The 16,638-nt window shown below is 70.7% G+C and carries 13 protein-coding genes; 8 read left to right on the top strand and 5 right to left on the bottom strand.

The window, feature by feature from the left end:
- The first annotated feature begins 302 nt into the window (after positions 1–302).
- The 6 genes from IE273_RS14885 to IE273_RS14860 all read left to right on the top strand — a co-directional run bounded on the left by IE273_RS14885 (position 303) and on the right by IE273_RS14860 (position 6,278).
- Positions 303–1,529, top strand: a complete 1,227-nt coding sequence (locus IE273_RS14885; RefSeq protein WP_189815638.1) for a TraR/DksA family transcriptional regulator — start codon at positions 303–305, stop codon at positions 1,527–1,529.
- Positions 1,530–1,596: 67 nt separating this feature from the next.
- On the top strand, positions 1,597–2,238 hold the full coding sequence (gene lspA / locus IE273_RS14880; protein ID WP_189815637.1) for a signal peptidase II: 642 nt from the start codon (positions 1,597–1,599) through the stop codon (positions 2,236–2,238).
- 69 nt (positions 2,239–2,307) lie between these two features.
- The gene (locus IE273_RS14875; RefSeq protein ID WP_189815636.1) at positions 2,308–3,252 is read left to right on the top strand and encodes an RluA family pseudouridine synthase; all 945 of its coding nucleotides are present in this window, start codon (positions 2,308–2,310) and stop codon (positions 3,250–3,252) included.
- Positions 3,243–3,716 (top strand): GNAT family N-acetyltransferase, encoded by a 474-nt coding sequence (locus IE273_RS14870; RefSeq protein WP_189815635.1) that lies wholly within the window; start codon positions 3,243–3,245, stop codon positions 3,714–3,716. The genes IE273_RS14875 and IE273_RS14870 overlap by 10 nt, the downstream gene beginning before the upstream one ends.
- Positions 3,717–3,846: 130 nt before the next feature.
- Complete coding sequence (locus IE273_RS14865; protein WP_189815634.1) at positions 3,847–5,433, top strand: Na+/H+ antiporter; 1,587 nt, start codon at positions 3,847–3,849, stop codon at positions 5,431–5,433.
- Positions 5,434–5,537: 104 nt separating this feature from the next.
- A complete protein-coding gene (locus IE273_RS14860) occupies positions 5,538–6,278 on the top strand; it encodes an SDR family NAD(P)-dependent oxidoreductase (RefSeq protein ID WP_189815633.1) in 741 nt (246 codons plus the stop codon).
- A gap of 30 nt (positions 6,279–6,308) precedes the next feature.
- On the opposite strand, the gene IE273_RS14855 is transcribed toward IE273_RS14860, so the two are convergent.
- Positions 6,309–7,415 carry a mechanosensitive ion channel family protein gene (locus IE273_RS14855; RefSeq protein WP_189815632.1) on the bottom strand — a complete coding sequence of 369 codons (1,107 nt, stop codon included), beginning with the start codon at positions 7,413–7,415 and terminating at the stop codon, positions 6,309–6,311.
- Between the two features lie 105 nt (positions 7,416–7,520).
- Here IE273_RS14855 and IE273_RS14850 point away from each other — a divergent pair, with 105 nt between their 5' ends.
- Positions 7,521–8,093, top strand: coding sequence for a dienelactone hydrolase family protein (locus tag IE273_RS14850; protein WP_189815631.1), 573 nt, complete (start codon positions 7,521–7,523; stop codon positions 8,091–8,093).
- An 18-nt stretch (positions 8,094–8,111) separates the two neighbouring features.
- Here the strand turns inward: IE273_RS14850 and IE273_RS14845 are convergent, their stop codons facing one another.
- The 4 genes from IE273_RS14845 to IE273_RS14830 form a co-directional block, all read right to left on the bottom strand.
- On the bottom strand, positions 8,112–9,785 hold the full coding sequence (locus IE273_RS14845) for an alkaline phosphatase D family protein (RefSeq protein ID WP_189815630.1): 1,674 nt from the start codon (positions 9,783–9,785) through the stop codon (positions 8,112–8,114).
- Between the two features lie 80 nt (positions 9,786–9,865).
- Complete coding sequence (locus IE273_RS14840; protein WP_189815629.1) at positions 9,866–10,678, bottom strand: thioredoxin domain-containing protein; 813 nt, start codon at positions 10,676–10,678, stop codon at positions 9,866–9,868.
- A 66-nt stretch (positions 10,679–10,744) separates the two neighbouring features.
- Positions 10,745–11,425, bottom strand: a complete 681-nt coding sequence (locus IE273_RS14835; RefSeq protein ID WP_189815628.1) for a hypothetical protein — start codon at positions 11,423–11,425, stop codon at positions 10,745–10,747.
- A 67-nt stretch (positions 11,426–11,492) separates the two neighbouring features.
- Positions 11,493–12,818 carry a DUF2252 domain-containing protein gene (locus IE273_RS14830; protein WP_189815627.1) on the bottom strand — a complete coding sequence of 442 codons (1,326 nt, stop codon included), beginning with the start codon at positions 12,816–12,818 and terminating at the stop codon, positions 11,493–11,495.
- A 273-nt stretch (positions 12,819–13,091) separates the two neighbouring features.
- Here IE273_RS14830 and dnaE point away from each other — a divergent pair, with 273 nt between their 5' ends.
- A complete protein-coding gene (dnaE, locus tag IE273_RS14825) occupies positions 13,092–16,631 on the top strand; it encodes a DNA polymerase III subunit alpha (protein WP_189815626.1) in 3,540 nt (1,179 codons plus the stop codon).
- The last annotated feature ends 7 nt before the right edge of the window (positions 16,632–16,638 follow it).

The raw sequence follows: 16,638 nt of genomic DNA, 5'->3' as shown, positions 1-16,638 counted from the left end.
CGCTCCGCCCAGTGTACGGCGCCGCGCGGACAGCGGCGGACCGGTTTTCCGCGCGGCGGGGGCGGGGCTCTCCGGCCGGGCCGTGTGACCCGAATGGCGAGGGGAGGGGGCGCCGGGGTCGCCGTGGGTCCGGCCCGGCGGATTACCCGGCCGGGAGCTGGGCACAACGGATGCATGCCCGTGGCTCGGGGGGTGCGGGCGGGCGAATCGGGCGGTGTGCCCCGTTGCCGCGGGACTCAAGTCGATTTATCGTCCCAGCACGATTCGCGAGCAAGATCACAATATGTGAAGGGGCCGCGGCCATGGTGGCGAAGAAGACCGCCGTACAGCAGCCGGCGACCGGGAAGACCGGCGCGAGGCCTGCCACCGAGAAGACGGCCCCGGGCAGGACGGCCGCCACACAGACGGCTGCCACGAAGGCGGTGGCCGAGAAGGCGGTGGCCACGAAAGCGGTGGGCACGAAAGCGGTGGGCACCAAGGCGGTCGTCGGCAGGAAATCGGCCGCTACGGGGAAGGTCGCGAAGAAGACGGCTGAGAAGAAGGCCGCCGGGAAGAACGCTGCTGCGAAGAAGGCGGCGGTGAAGGAGACTGCCTGCAGAACGGCCGCGAAGGAGGACGTGGGCACCAAGGCGGCCACCAGGGCGACGGCGGCCGACCGGACGGACCCCGGCAGGACGGTCGGCAAGAAGTCGGCCGCGAAGGCCGCGAAGGCCGTGAGGGCCGTGAGGGCCGTGAAGGACGCCGTGAAGGAGGCGGCTGGGAAGGACGCGGCGGCCGGGAGGACGGCCGGGGCGGAGAAGTCCGCGATGAAGAAGACGGCCACGAAGAGGCCGGCCGCCCAGCGGACGGCCGCGGCGGAGAAGTCCGCGATGAGCCAAACGGCCGCCGAGGAGACGGTGGCCGAAGAAACGGTCGGCAAGAAGGCCGTCGCCAAGAAGGCCGCCCCCAGGAAGGCCGCGGCCGAGAAGGCCGCGGTGAAGGAGACGGCCGACAAGAGCACGACCAAGGACGCGGGCGCGGCGCGGGCCGCGAAGCAGACGGGAGCCACGACGGTGGTTGCGAAGAAGACTCCTGGCACGGCCACGGCGGAGCAGACCGCCGTTCCCAAGGCGCGGCTCGGCGCGGTGGAGCCCGGCGAACTGGCGGTACGCCCCGGCGAGGATCCCTGGACCGCGGAAGAGGTCGACGAGGCCCGCGCGGCGTTGCAGTCCGAGCTGGAGCGGCTGCGGGAGGAGATCAGCTCGTCCGAGGCGTCCCTGGTCGGCCTGATGCGGGACTCCGGGGACGGCGCCGGCGACGACCAGGCCGACACCGGCACCAAGAACATCACGCGCGAGCACGAGCTGGCGCTGGCCGCCAACGCGCGCGAGATGCTCGTCCAGACCGAGCGTGCCCTGGAACGGCTCGACGCGGGTACCTACGGCCTGTGCGAGAACTGCGGCAACCCCATCGGGAAGGCCCGGATGCAGGCGTTCCCGAGGGCCACGCTGTGCGTGGAGTGCAAGCAGAAGCAGGAACGCCGCTCCTGAGCGTGAGGGGCCCTCAGGGCGTGCCGTAGTCTCGTGCTCAGTCAGGCACCTAGGTTGAGGGACTCACGTGGCAGAGGCGGAGCGGATCATCGGTACGCCGGACACCCCGGACGACGGCGGCGAGCACACGGCGGCGGCCGGGGCACCCGCCGGCACCGGCGCGGTCGGTGCGTCCGGGGAGGCCGGCGCGGGCGGGCAGGGGACCACGGCGGGGCGGACCGGCCGGGGGCGCCGGATCGCCGTGCTGTTCGCGGTGGCCGTGTTCGCGTACGCCCTCGACCTGATCAGCAAGATGCTCGTCGTGTCCCGTCTGGAGGGGCACGCGCCCATCCAGGTCGTCGGTGACCTGCTGGAGCTGCACGCGATCCGCAACCCGGGTGCCGCCTTCGGGTTCGGCGCGGCCTTCACGGTGATCTTCACGCTGATCGCCGCGGCCGTGATCGTCGTGATCATCCGCCTGGCCCGCAAGCTGTACAGCTTCCCGTGGGCGGTCGCGCTCGGCCTGCTGCTCGGCGGCGCGCTCGGCAACCTCACCGACCGGATCTTCCGGGCGCCGGGCGTCTTCGAGGGCGAGGTGGTGGACTTCATCGCGCCCAAGGGCTTCGCGGTGTTCAACCTCGCCGACTCGGCCATCGTGTGCGGCGGCATCCTGATCGTGCTGCTGTCCTTCCGCGGCCTGGACCCCGACGGCACGGTCCACAAGGACTGATCCCGGGGTCCGTCCGGGTTTTCCACAGGCTCGTGCGGAGCCGTCCGGCCCGTCCGGCATACTCGACGGGTGAGCACGATTCCCGAGATCCGTACCCTGCCCGTGCCCGACGGCCTGGAGGGCGAGCGCGTCGACGCAGCCATCTCCCGCATGTTCGGCTTCTCCCGCACGAAGGCGGCGGAGCTGGCCGCGGCCGGCAAGGTGCAGGTCGACGGCGCGGTGGTCGGCAAGTCCGAGCGGGTGCGCGGCGGCGCCTGGCTTGAGGTCGAGATGCCGCAGGCGCCCGCGCCGGTGCAGGTGGTCGCCGAGCCGGTCGAGGGCATGGAGATCGTGCACGACGACGATGACGTGGTCGTGATCGTCAAGCCGGTCGGCGTGGCCGCGCACCCGTCGCCGGGCTGGTCCGGCCCCACCGTCATCGGCGGTCTCGCCGCCGCCGGGTACCGGATCTCCACCTCCGGCGCCGCCGAGCGCCAGGGCATCGTGCACCGCCTGGACGTCGGCACGTCGGGCCTGATGGTGGTCGCCAAGTCGGAGTACGCGTACACCTCGCTCAAGCGCCAGTTCAAGGAGCGCACGGTCGACAAGCGCTACCACACCCTGGTCCAGGGCCACCCGGACCCGACGAGCGGCACCATCGACGCCCCGATCGGCCGCCACCCGAACCACGACTACAAGTGGGCGGTCACGGCCGACGGCAAGCCCTCGGTGACCCACTACGACCTCATCGAGGCCTTCCGTGCCGCCTCCCTGCTGGACGTCAAGCTGGAGACGGGCCGCACCCACCAGATCCGCGTCCACATGGCCGCCCACCGCCACCCGTGCGTCGGCGACCTCACCTACGGCGCCGACCCCACCCTCGCCAAGCGGCTGCGCCTGACCCGCCAGTGGCTGCACGCCGTACGCCTCGGCTTCGAGCACCCCGGCGACGGCTCCTGGGTGGAGTTCGAGAGCGACTACCCCGAGGACCTCCAGCAGGCACTCGACCAGGTGCGGGAGGAGACATGGGCGTGAGCCCCGCCCACACCGTTCGGGTCGCCGAGGACCCCGCCGACCGCGAGGCCTGCTTCGCGGTCCGCAAGGAGGTCTTCGTGGCCGAGCAGGGCGTGGCCGAGGACATCGAGTACGACGCCTACGACGCCGTGGCCGTCCATGTGCTGGCGGTCCGCGAGGACGGGGTGCCGCTGGGCACCGGGCGCCTGCTGCACGGCGAGGTGGCGGTCGCGAAGACCGGCGGGGACCCGGCGGTGGGCTCGCTGGGCCGGCTCGCCGTCTCCCGGGAGGCCCGTGGGCTCGGCGTCGGCGCGGCCCTGGTGCGCGCCATCGAGGACGCGGCCCGCGCGCGTGGCCTCACGGCGGTGGACCTGCACGCGCAGACCCACGCCCTGGGTTTCTACGCGCGGCTCGGCTACGAGGCGTACGGCCCCGAGTTCCCGGACGCGGGCATACCGCACCGGGCGATGCGCCGGGCCCTGTAGCCGGGGGAGCCGCCGCCCGCGCGACTCCGCGCCGGGGCACGCGGGCGCCAAGGCGTCGGTACGCCGGGTCGCGGGCGTCGTGGCAGGCTTGAGGTCTGCCGTGTGATCGTCGACTCCCGGAGCGCCGTCCGTGGATCAGCTGGCTCTGTTGTTCGTCCTTCTGCTCGGGGCCCTGGTGAGTGTCCCGGTGGGGGACCGGTTCGGGGTGCCGGCGCCGGTGCTGATGACCCTGTTCGGCGGGGTCCTGGCCGTGGCCGAATTCGTGCCCAACGTGGACATCCCGCCGGACCTGATCCTGCCCGGGTTGCTGCCACCGCTGCTCTACGCCGCCGTCCGCCGGACCTCCTGGCGGCAGTTCGCGGCCAACCTCCGGCCGATCTTCCTGCTGGCCGTGGCCCTGGTGTTCGTCACGACGGTGTGCGTCGCGTTCGTCGCCAACGCCATCGTGCCGGGGCTGCCGATCGCTGCCGCCGTCGCACTGGGTGCCCTGATCGCGCCGCCCGACCCGGTCGCCGCGACCAGCGTCGCCGGACAGCTCGGGCTGCCGCGCCGCCTGGTGTCGATCCTGGAGGGCGAGGGCCTCTTCAACGACGTCACCGCCATCGTGCTGTACCACGTGGCCATCGCCGCGGCCGTGAGCGGTGCGTTCTCGCCCTGGCGGGCCGGTCTGGACCTGGTGCTGTCCGCCGTCGTCGCGGTGGCCGTGGGCCTGGTGCTGGGCTGGGGCGCGAACAAGCTGATGGACCTGCTCGGCGATCCGACCCTCCAGATCGGCATGACCCTGCTGGTGCCGTACGCCTCCTACGTGCTCGCCGAGAAGCTGCACGGCTCCGGGGTGCTCGCGGTGCTGACCACGGCGCTCTTCCTCGCCGAGTACGCCACCGACGCCGACGACGTGATGACCCGGCTCGCCGGCCACACCTTCTGGGACATCATCGACACGCTCGTCACCGGCGTCGCCTTCGGACTCATCGGACTGGAGCTGCACAACGCCGTCCGCACGGCCCAGGGACGCTGGGGCGAGATGCTCGGCTGGGCGGCGGCCGTCGTGGGCGTGGTGGTCGTCGTACGGCTGCTGTGGCTGCTGCCGGCGACCTGGCTGACCAAGCGGCTGCACGCCCGCCGGGACTACGACGAGGAGATCCCGGTGAGCTGGCGGGAGACCGTCGTGATGTGGTGGTCCGGGATGCGCGGGGTGGCCTCGGTGGCGCTGGCGCTGGCCGTGCCGCTCAAGACGGACGCCGGGGCGCCGTTCCCCGACCGGGACGAGATCGTCTTCATCGCCTTCGGGGTGATCGTCGCCACGCTGGTGGTGCAGGGGCTGACGTTGCCCTGGCTGGTGAAGCGGCTCGGGGTGCGGGCCGACTCCGAACGGGAGAAGGAGTTCGAGAAGGAGCTGGCGGTGCGGGCGGCGAAGGCGGCGAAGCAGCGGCTGCGGGAGATCGAGCAGGTGGAGGAGCTGCCCGAGGAGCTCTCCGAGCAGATGCTGCGGCGAGCCTTCGACATCGGGATCCGGATCAGCCCGGACATGGGCGAGGAGGAGCGGCGGGAGGCGCACCACCAGCGGGCCAAGCGGCTGAAGCGGGTGCGGCGCATCCAGAACGAGATGCTGAGCGCCGCGCGCCACGAGGTCCTGGCGGCGCGGAGCGAACCGGGGGCGGACCCGGAGATCGTGGACCGGGTGCTCCGGCATCTCGACGTGCGGAGCCTGCGGTGAGTGCCGCGCACCAGCCGTGAAGGCCGCCCCCGCCAGTCATATGAATGTGGTGACCCTGTGGATAACTCCCGGCATCGTTCGCCTCACGCTCCTACTCTCGGATCATGACTCGCAACATCGTGATCAGTGGTGGCGGTACGGGCATCGGACTGGCGGCGGCGAAGGCGTTCGCGGCGGACGGGGACCGGGTGCTGTTGCTCGGGCGGCGCGCGGAGGTGCTGGAGAAGGCCGGTGTGCCCGGGGCGCTCACCTACGCGGCGGACCTCGCCGAACCGGGTGACGTCCGCGGTGTCGCGCGGTTCGTCGCCGACGAACTGGGCACCGTGGACGTGCTCGTGAACAGTGCCGGAGGAGCCGGCTACCTGGAGCCCCCGGTCGGCAGTGACGACCCCCTCGACCGGGTCGCCCACAACTGGACCGTCAACTTCCGGCAGAACACCCTGACCGCCGCGCTCCTCACCGAGGCGCTGAAGGACCGGCTCGCCGAGCCCGGGGGCCGGGTGCTGTTCCTGAGTTCCATCGCCGCCTACCGGGGCTCGGGCACCGGTGCCTACGCGGCGGCCAAGGCCGGGCTGCACCCGTACGCCCACGACCTGGCCCGGGAGCTGGGTCCGCGCGGCATCACCGTGAACGTGGTGGCGCCGGGGTATGTCGAGGACACCGAGTTCTTCGGCGACACCATGGACGGGGCCCGGCGGGAGAAGCTCATCGCGGACACCTCGACCGGCCGCGCCGGCATACCGGGGGACGTCGCCGAGACCCTGCGCTGGCTGGCCTCGCCCGCCGCCGGGCACGTCACCTCGCAGATCGTCCAGGTGAACGGGGGCGCGGAACGGGGCCGTTGAGCGGCGCGGCCGGCCCCGGCCGGTGACCGGTCAGCCCCGGCCGGTGCGCGGGAACTCGTAGGCCCTGCGCAGGGACGCGCGGTCGGGGGACGGGACACGGGACGGCGGCAGCACCGACTCCGCGGTGTTCACCCGGGGCAGCGCGTAGGGGTGCTCCGCCGACAGCCAGCTGATCATCTGCTCGCGGACCGTGACCCGTACCGACCAGATGTCGTCGGCGTCCTTCGACGTCACCAGCGCGCGCACCTGGATGGTGTTCGGCGTGGTGTCCGTCACCTGGAGGTTGCACGCGCGGCCGTCCCAGGCCGGGCACGCGCGCAGGATGTCCCGCAGCTTCTCGCGCATCGCCTCGATCGGCGCGCTGTGGTCGAGATGCCAGTAGACGATCCCGGTCATCTGCGGGGTGCCACGGGACCAGTTCTCGAAGGGTTTGGAGGTGAAGTACGACACCGGCATGGTGATCCGGCGCTCGTCCCAGGTCCGTACCGTCAGAAAGGTCAGGGTGATCTCCTCGACCGTGCCCCACTCGCCGTCGACCACGACGGTGTCGCCTATGCGCACCATGTCGCCGAAGGCGATCTGGAGCCCGGCGAACATGTTCGACAGCGTCGACTGGGCGGCGACACCGGCGATGGCGGCGATGATGCCCGCCGAAGCCAGCAGGGAGGCGCCCGCCGCGCGCATCGCCGGGAACGTCAGCAGCATCGACGAGACGGCCACGACGATGACGATCGCGGACACCACCCGCATGATCAGCTCCACCTGGGTGCGCACCCGGCGCACCCGGGCCGCATCGCGGTGGACGCGGGCGTAGCGGCTGTAGGTGGTCTCGACGATCGCCGCGGCGATCCGGATCACCAGCCAGGCGGCCGAGCCGATCAGCACCAGTGTCAGCGTCCGGCCGATGCCGACCTGGTGGCGCTCCAGCAGCTTCGCCTGGTCGTACGACCCGCGCAGCAGAGCGGCACACAGGACGAGCTGGTAGGGGATGCGGGCACGGCGCAGCAGCCCCCACAGGGGGGTGTCGTGGTCGCGTTCGTCGGCCTTGCACAGCAGCCGGTCGGTGACCCAGCCGATGGCCAGGGTCAACAGCACCGTGCCGCCGAGCACGATCAGTGGGCGGAGTACGTTCTCCATGCCTCCGCTCCTAACCGGAGTGCGCGGGGCATGAACATGTGAGTTCGGCGGGTTCCTGGGTACAGCGGCACCGGCACTGCCGGAGCCGGCTGGCACCATGGCCTCATGAACATCATGCTCTTTCACTCGACCTACGGGCTCAGGCCCGCGGTGCGCGAGGCCGCGGACCGGCTGCGCGCGGCGGGCCACGAGGTGTGGACGCCGGACCTCTTCGAGGGACGGACGTTCGACACCGTCGAGGAGGGCATGGAGTTCAAGGAGCGGATCGGCAAGGAGGAGCTGCTCAAGCGGGCCGTGCTGGCGGCGGCGCCGTACTCCGACCGGGGGCTGGTGTACGCGGGGTTCTCGCTCGGCGCCTCCGTCGCCCAGACCCTGGCCCTCGGCGACGACAAGGCGCGCGGGCTGCTGCTCCTGCACGGCACCTCGGACATCGCGCCGAACGCGCACGTGGACGAGCTGCCGGTGCAGCTGCACGTGGCCGAGCCGGACCCGTTCGAGACGGACGACTGGCTGAGCGCCTGGTATCTGCAGATGGGCCGGGCGGGCGCCGATGTGGAGGTCTACCGGTACGCCGGGGCCGGGCACCTCTACACCGACCCCGGGCTGCCGGACTACGACGCGGAGGCCGCCGAGGCCACCTGGCGGGTGGCGCTCGGCTTCCTCGAATCGCTCGGCTGAGCGGCCGGACCGGGGCGGTTACACCGGGTCGTAGGTCCGCTCGACCTTCTGCGTGCCGCTGCGGGTGCGGTAGGAACGCACCCAGCTGGAGGTGGCGTTCGCGTCGGTGCGGTCGGACAGCGCGTAGTAGTCCATCTGCGCGCGGTCCGCGGTGATGTCGAGCACGCCGTAACCGTGCCGGTCGGTGTCCACCCAGTGGACGTGCCGGTTGGCGGCCTTGATGACCGGCGCGGCGACCGCCGAGACGGTGCCCTCGGGCACCTTCACGATGTCGTCCAGGTTGTCGGAGGTCACCGAGGTCACCACGAACTCGGTGGCGGCCGACGCCGACAGCGGGTAGGTGCCCGCGTCCACCGGGACGTCGTTGGCCCACGCCATGTGGATGTCACCGGTCAGGAAGACGGTGTTGCCGATGGCGTTGGAGCGCAGGTGGGCCAGTAGTTCGCGGCGGTCGTCGGTGTAGCCGTCCCACTGGTCGGTGTTGGCGGCGATGCCCTCCTGCGGCAGTCCGAGCAGCTTGGCGAGCGGCTTGAACAGGTCGGCGGAGAGGGAGCCGAAGGAGAAGGGCGAGATCATCACCGAGTTGCCGACCAGCCGCCACCTGGTGTCGGAGGCCTTCAGACCGGCCTTCAGCCAGTCGAGCTGGGCGCGCCCGGTGAGCGTGCGGTCCGGATCGTCCACCGAGCCGCTGGCCGTGGACGCCTGCTGGGAGCGGAAGGAGCGCAGGTCCAGCAGGGAGAGGTCGGCGAGCTTGCCGAAGCGCAGTCGGCGGTAGGTGGTGCCCGCGACGGCCGGGCGGACCGGCATCCACTCGAAGTACGCCTGCTTCGCGGCGGCCTGACGGGCCGCCCAGGTGCCCTCGGCGCCCTCGGTGTGGTTGACGGCGCCGCCCGACCAGGCGTTGTCGGCGAACTCGTGGTCGTCCCAGATCGCGACGACCGGTGCCTTCAGGTGCAGGGCCTGGAGGTCGGGGTCGGTCTTGTACCTGGCGTGCCGGATCCGGTAGTCGGCGAGGGTGAGGATCTCGCCCGCGGGCGCGTGCGGGCGGACGACCGTGCCCCGGGTCCCGTACTCGCCGGACCTGTACTCGTAGATGTAGTCGCCGAGGTGCAGCCAGGCGTCGAGGTCGTTCCGGGCCGCGAGGTGGCGGTAGGCGGAGAAGTAGCCGGCCTCCCAGTTGGCGCAGGAGACCACGCCGAAGCGCAAGGAGGAGACGTCCGCGTCCGCCGCCGGCGCGGTGCGGGTGCGCGCCACCGGGGAGTCGGTGCCGCCGGCCGAGAAGCGAAACCAGTAGTCGGTGGCCGGTTCCAGTCCGCGGATGTCGGCCTTCACGGTGTGGTCGGAGGCGGCCGTCGCGGTGGTGGAGCCCTTGGCGACGATGCTGGTGAACGCCTTGTCCCTGGCGACGACCCAGCTGACCTCGGTGTCCGGGCCGAGCCCCGAACCCGGTATCGCCTCCGGGGCCGGGGTCACCCGGGTCCACAGCAGCACGCCGTCGGGCAGCGGGTCGCCGGAGGCGACACCGTGCAGGAAGGCGGGGGTGTCCGTGGCGGCGCGGGCCGAAGCAGCGGCGGCGAGCGGGCCGGCCAGGACGGCGGTCGCCGCCGCGGCCTTGACGACCGTACGGCGGCGGGGCGAAAGCGAACCGAGGCCCTGGGAGGCCTCGGCGGATGATCTGTATCGACTGGTCACGGACGATCAGGTTACTGATCGGTACACGCGAGAGCGGGCGAACTCGGAAAAGTTCGCCCGCTCTTTGGCCGATGGTCGACTCAGCCCTTGAGGGCCGCCTCCAGCGCGGTGTTGAACTCGGCGACCGACATGGGCGCGTTCTTCCCGTCGGAGCCCGTCAGCGTCTTGCCGTCCATCTTCAGGGTCGGGGTGCCCGAGATGCCGTCCTTGTCGAAGATCTTGGACTCCTCCAGCGCCCACCTGTCGTAGGTGCCGTCCTTCACGGCCTTCTGGAACGCCGCGTTGCCCTTCAGCGCGGGGACCGTGTCAGCGATCTGGATCAGGTAGCTGTCGTCCTTGAACTTGTCGGTGGTCTCCTCGGGGTGCCACTTCTTGGAGTACATCGCGGTCTTGTACTCCAGGAAGGCCTCGGGGCTGACGTTGAGCGCGGCGCCCAGGGCGCTGAGCGCGTTCTTGGAGCCCTCGCCGGTGAGGTTCTTGTCGAGGAAGGTGGCACCGACGTACTGGATCTTGAACTTGCCGGCGTCGAGGTCCTTCTTGACGGTCGGGCCGACCGTCTGCTCGAAAACGGCGCAGACCGGGCAGCGCGGGTCCTCGTACATCACGAGGGTCTTCTTGGCGCTGCCCTTGCCGATGACGACCGTCGTGCCGTCCGTGCCCGTGGTGTTGGCCGGCTTGACGAGCTTGTCGTCCTTCGCGGCCTCCCAGTAGGCGGGCTTGTTGTTCTGCACGACGGCGTAGCCTATGCCGCCGGCCGCGGCCAGGACGGCCACGACCGAGGCGGCCACGATGAGCTGCCGCCTGGCCTTGTCGCGCTTGGCCTGCCGCTCGCGCTCTTGGCGCAGCCGCTCCCGGGCCGCCGTCTTCGCCGCCTGGGTGTTCCGCTTGCTCATATTGGTGATCTCCATGTGGGACGCGCACACGTCGTACGCGGAATACGGGTGGGGGACTGGTCGTGCTCAGGCGAATGCCGGTGAGCACGGCGGTCCACGCCGTCCCAGGGAGTGGGTGAGGAGCCGGTCGCGGGCGGCGGCGCGGCGCGGGGCCGGGCGGGGCAGCCGGCGGGCCGGCAGCGGCCGTGCGGCGACCGCGGCCACCGCCAGCAGCAGCGGCCGGAACGTGGTGGCGGCGACCGCCCGCAGCAGTTGGGTCAGCGCCCGCTCGCCCCGGCGCAGCCAGGCGGCGGCGAGCAGCCCCACACCGATGTGCGCGGCGAGCAGCAGCCAGGCGGCGGCCGGGCCGGCGTGGGCGAGCAGCGTCCCGGCGCGGTCGGGACCGCCGGTCATCTGGGCCAGCGGGGTGCCCACCCGCCCCTCGCACAGCACGTCCAGGCCGACCGCGCGCAGCGGACCGGCGACCGGGCCGCCCGCGCGGCCGTAGCAGGCGTGCTGGCCGGTGGTGAACACCGTGTCGGCGGCCAGCTCCAGCGGGACCAGCAGGGCCGCGATCCGCCCGAAGCCGCGCTCACGGCCCGCCAGCGCGTACGCGGTGACGAACACCCCGGCGGCGACCGCGCCCACGGTCGCCAGCGGCAGCGGAGCACGGGACAGCAGCACGTGCGACGCGGTGCTGAGCGTCACGACGAAGGCCGTGAACAGCGCCGCGCGCACGGCTCTGAGCTGGGTCCCGGATATGTCCATAGCGAAAGGAGAGTCTGTCACGTACACGGGTAAAGGACCCCTAAAGGGTGCCTGTGAATCCGTGAGGTCACAGCCCCGGAATCCGGCCGTTGCGGAACAGGTCGACGAAGATCTGGTGATCGGCACGCGCGCGTGCGCCGTAGCTGTGCGCGAAGTCCACCAGCAGGGGGGCGAAGCCCTCCTCGTCGGCCGCGAGCGCCGCGTCGATGGCCCGCTCGGTGGAGAACGGCACCAGGGACTCGCCGGAGGTGTCGTCCGCCGCCGCGTGCATGGTCGCGGTGGCCCGGCCCAGGTCGGCGACGACTGCCGCGATCTCCTCCGGGTCGTCGATGTCGTCCCAGTCCAGGTCCACGGCGTACGGCGAGACCTCGGCGACCAACTGGCCGGCACCGTCCAGCTCGGTCCAGCCGAGCCACGGGTCGGCGTGCGCCTGGAGGGCGCGCTGGGAGATCACCGTGCGGTGGCCCTCGTGCCGGAAGTACTCCGCGATGGCCGGATCCGTGATGTGCCGGGAGACGGCCGGGGTCTGGGCCTGCTTGATGTAGATCACGACATCGTTCTCCAGGGCGTCGCTGTGGCCCTCCAGGAGGATGTTGTACGACGGCAGGCCCGCGGAGCCGATGCCGATGCCCCGGCGGCCCACGACGTCCTTCACCCGGTACGAGTCCGGGCGCGCCAGGGAGGAGTCCGGCAGCGTCTCCAGATAGCCGTCGAAGGCCGCCAGGACCTTGTAGCGGGTGGCCGCGTCCAGCTCGATGGAGCCGCCGCCCGGTGCGAAACGGCGCTCGAAGTCGCGGATCTCGGTCATCGAGTCCAGCAGGCCGAAGCGGGTCAGCGAGCGGGCGTCACGCAGCGCGTCCAGCAGCGGACCCTGCGCGGTGTCCAGCGTGAACGGCGGCACCTCGTCCCGCTTGGCGCCCGTGGCCAGGGCGTGGACGCGCTCGCGGTAGGCGGCGGCGTAGACCGTCACCAGCTCGGTGATCTGCGCGTCGCTGAGGGCCTTCGCGTACCCGATGAGCGCGACCGACGCCGAGAAGCGCTTCAGGTCCCAGGTGAACGGACCGACGTAGGCCTCGTCGAAGTCGTTGACGTTGAAGACCAGGCGGCCGTTGGAGTCCATGTACGTGCCGAAGTTCTCGGCGTGCAGATCGCCGTGGATCCACACGCGCGAGGTGCGCTCGTCCAGGTACGGGCCGCCGCGCTTCTCGGCGTCGAGGTCGTGGTAGAAGAGGGCCGCCGTGCCCCGGTAGAACGCGAAGGCCGAGGCCGCCATCTTCCGGAACTTCACCCGGAACGCGGCCGGGTCGGCGGCCAGGAGCCGGCCGAAGGCGGTGTCGAAGACGGCGAGGATCTCCTCGCCGCGCTGCTCCTCGTCGAGCTGGGGGACCGACATCGCGGGGTGCCTCCTGGTGCGTTACCTGTACGACAGCGTTTCTGCCGTACCCAACGCACGAAGGTACGCGGGAGTGCCCGCCCGTCGCCCGACCACCACCCCCCGTCGAGGCGCTTCGCGCCAAGATTTCATCTCGCCGCCCGACCACCACCCCCGTCGAGGCGCTCCGCGCCACGTCTTCATCCCGTTGTCAGTGCCGCGGCATAGACTTCGACGCTGACCCCAGAACTGTCCGCCCGCCCGTCGCCGAGTGTTTGCCCCGGAGGACTCACCGTGTCAAAGCCGCCCTTCACGCACCTGCACGTCCACACCCAGTACTCGCTGCTGGACGGTGCCGCGCGGCTGAAGGACATGTTCAACGCGTGCAACGAGATGGGCATGACGCACATCGCCATGTCCGACCACGGCAACCTCCACGGGGCGTACGACTTCTTCCACTCCGCGAAGAAGGCCGGAATCACCCCGATCATCGGGATCGAGGCGTATGTCGCCCCCGAGTCCCGGCGGAACAAGCGCAAGATCCTCTGGGGCCAGCCGCACCAGAAGCGGGACGACATCTCCGGTTCGGGTGGTTACACCCACAAGACGATGTGGGCCGTGAACAGGACCGGCCTGCACAACCTCTTCCGGCTCTCCTCCGACGCCTACGCCGAGGGCTGGCTCCAGAAGTGGCCCCGGATGGACAAGGAGACCATCGCCCAGTGGTCCGAGGGCATCGTCGCCTCCACCGGCTGCCCCTCCGGCGAGGTGCAGACCCGGCTGCGCCTCGGCCACTTCGACGAGGCCCTCAAGGCCGCCGCCGACTACCAGGACATCTTCGGCAAGGAGAGGTACTTCCTGGAGCTGATGGACCACGGCATCGAGATCGAGCGCCGGGTCCGCGACGGCCTGCTGGAGATCGGCAAGAAGCTCGGCATCCCGCCGCTGGTCACCAACGACTCGCACTACACGTACGCGCACGAGGCGGGCGCCCACGACGCCCTGTTGTGCATCCAGACCGGCAAGAACCTCTCCGACCCCGACCGCTTCAAGTTCGACGGCACCGGCTACTACCTGAAGTCCACGGACGAGATGTACGCCATCGACTCCTCGGACGCCTGGCAGGAGGGCTGCGCCAACACGCTCCTCGTCGCCGAGATGGTGGACACCACCGGCATGTTCGAGAAGCGCGACCTCATGCCCAAGTTCGACATCCCCGAGGGCTACACCGAGGTCACCTGGTTCCAGGAGGAGGTCCGCCGTGGCATGGAGCGCCGCTTCCCGGGCGGCGTCCCCGAGGACCGCCAGAAGCAGGCCGAGTACGAGATGGACGTCATCATCCAGATGGGGTTCCCGGGCTACTTCCTCGTGGTCGCCGACTTCATCATGTGGGCCAAGCGCCAGGGCATCGCGGTCGGCCCCGGCCGAGGCTCCGCGGCCGGCTCGATCGTCGCCTACGCGCTCGGCATCACCGACCTCGACCCGATCCCGCACGGCCTGATCTTCGAGCGGTTCCTCAACCCCGAGCGCATCTCGATGCCCGATGTCGACATCGACTTCGACGAGCGCCGGCGCGTCGAGGTGATCCGGTACGTGACGGAGAAGTACGGCGCCGACAAGGTCGCCATGATCGGCACCTACGGCACCATCAAGGCCAAGAACGCGATCAAGGACTCCGCGCGCGTGCTGGGCTACCCGTACGCGATGGGCGACCGCATCACCAAGGCCATGCCCGCCGACGTCCTCGGCAAGGGCATCCCGCTGTCCGGCATCACCGACCCCACCCACCCCCGCTACTCGGAGGCCGGCGAGGTCCGGGGGATGTACGAGAACGAGCCGGACGTGAAGAAGGTCATCGACACCGCGCGCGGTGTGGAGGGCCTGGTCCGGCAGATGGGCGTGCACGCCGCCGGCGTGATCATGTCCAGCGAGACCATCACCGAGCACGTCCCGGTCTGGGTGAGGCACACCGACGGCGTGACCATCACCCAGTGGGACTACCCGAGCTGTGAGTCGCTCGGCCTGCTGAAGATGGACTTCCTGGGCCTGCGCAACCTCACGATCATGGACGACGCCGTCAAGATGGTGAAGGCCAACAAGGGGATCGATATCGACCTCCTGAGCCTCCCGCTCGACGACCCCACGACCTTCGAGCTGCTCCAGCGCGGCGACACCCTCGGCGTCTTCCAGTTCGACGGCGGGCCCATGCGGTCCCTGCTGCGGCTGATGAAGCCGGACAACTTCGAAGACATCTCCGCCGTGTCGGCCCTGTACCGGCCGGGCCCGATGGGCATGAACTCCCACACGAACTACGCGCTGCGCAAGAACGGGCAGCAGGAGATCACGCCGATCCACCCCGAGCTGGAGGCGCCGCTCAAGGAGGTCCTGGACGTCACCTACGGCCTGATCGTCTACCAGGAGCAGGTGCAGAAGGCCGCCCAGATCATCGCGGGCTACTCGCTCGGCGAGGCCGACATCCTCCGCCGCGTGATGGGCAAGAAGAAGCCGGAGGAGCTGGAGAAGAACTTCGTCATCTTCCAGGCCGGCGCCCGCAAGAACGGCTACAGCGACGAGGCCATCCAGGCGCTCTGGGACGTGCTGGTCCCCTTCGCCGGCTACGCGTTCAACAAGGCGCACTCCGCCGCGTACGGCCTGGTGTCGTACTGGACGGCGTACCTGAAGGCGAACCACCCCGCCGAGTACATGGCCGCCCTGCTCACCTCGGTCAAGGACGACAAGGACAAGTCCGCGGTCTACCTCAACGAGTGCCGCCGCATGGGCATCCGGGTGCTCCCGCCGAACGTCAACGAGTCCGAGGCCAACTTCGCCGCCCAGGGCGACGACGTGATCCTCTTCGGCCTGTCCGCCGTCCGCAACGTCGGCACCAACGTCGTCGAGTCGATCATCAAGTGCCGCAAGGCGAAGGGGAAGTACGGCTCCTTCCCCGACTACCTCGACAAGGTCGACGCGGTGGTCTGCAACAAGCGCACCACCGAATCGCTGATCAAGGCCGGCGCCTTCGACTCGATGGGCCACACCCGCAAGGGCCTCACGGCCCAGTACGAGCCGATGATCGACAATGTGGTCGCGGTCAAGCGCAAGGAGGCCGAGGGCCAGTTCGACCTCTTCGGCGGGATGGGCGAGGAGACCAGCGACCAGCCCGGCTTCGGCCTCGACGTGGAGTTCACCGACGACGAGTGGGACAAGACCTATCTGCTCGCCCAGGAGCGGGAGATGCTCGGTCTGTACGTCTCCGACCACCCGCTCTTCGGCCTGGAGCACGTGCTCTCCGACAAGGCGGACGCGGGCATCGCCCAGCTCACCGGCGGTGACTACGCGGACGGCTCGGTGGTGACCATCGGCGGCATCATCTCCGGCCTCCAGCGCAAGATGACCAAGCAGGGCAACGCCTGGGCCATCGCCACCGTCGAGGACCTGGCGGGCTCCATCGAGTGCATGTTCTTCCCGGCCACTTACCAGCTGGTGTCCACCCAACTCGTCGAGGACGCCGTGGTGTTCGTCAAGGGCCGCCTCGACAAGCGCGAGGACGTGCCCCGGCTCGTCGCCATGGAGCTGATGGTCCCGGACCTGTCCAACGCGGGCACCAACGCGCCCGTCGTGCTCACCATCCCGGCCGTGAAGGTGACCCCGCCGATGGTCAGCCGCCTCGGCGAGATCCTCAGCCACCACAAGGGCGACAGCGAGGTGCGGATCAAGCTCCAGGGCCCGCGCAAGACCACCGTGCTCCGCCTGGACCGGCACCGGGTCAAGCCCGACCCGGCGCTGTTCGGCGACCTGAAGGTGCTGCTCGGCCCGTCCTGCCTGGCCGGCTGAGGCCCGG

It is taken from the genome of Streptomyces olivaceoviridis, from assembly GCF_014650115.1.
Classification (GTDB): domain Bacteria; phylum Actinomycetota; class Actinomycetes; order Streptomycetales; family Streptomycetaceae; genus Streptomyces; species Streptomyces olivaceoviridis.
The sequence above is the reverse complement of the archived record's forward strand: the minus strand, read 5'-3'. Positions and strand labels throughout refer to the sequence as shown.

Coding starts and splice junctions, on each gene's coding strand:
- IE273_RS14885 (WP_189815638.1), top strand. CDS start 303: ATGGTGGCGAAGAAGACCGCCGTACAGCAGCCGGCGACCGGGAAGACC.
- IE273_RS14870 (WP_189815635.1), top strand. CDS start 3,243: ATGGGCGTGAGCCCCGCCCACACCGTTCGGGTCGCCGAGGACCCCGCC.
- IE273_RS14860 (WP_189815633.1), top strand. CDS start 5,538: ATGACTCGCAACATCGTGATCAGTGGTGGCGGTACGGGCATCGGACTG.
- IE273_RS14855 (WP_189815632.1), bottom strand. CDS start 7,415: ATGGAGAACGTACTCCGCCCACTGATCGTGCTCGGCGGCACGGTGCTG.
- IE273_RS14850 (WP_189815631.1), top strand. CDS start 7,521: ATGAACATCATGCTCTTTCACTCGACCTACGGGCTCAGGCCCGCGGTG.
- IE273_RS14840 (WP_189815629.1), bottom strand. CDS start 10,678: ATGAGCAAGCGGAACACCCAGGCGGCGAAGACGGCGGCCCGGGAGCGG.
- IE273_RS14835 (WP_189815628.1), bottom strand. CDS start 11,425: ATGGACATATCCGGGACCCAGCTCAGAGCCGTGCGCGCGGCGCTGTTC.
- IE273_RS14830 (WP_189815627.1), bottom strand. CDS start 12,818: ATGTCGGTCCCCCAGCTCGACGAGGAGCAGCGCGGCGAGGAGATCCTC.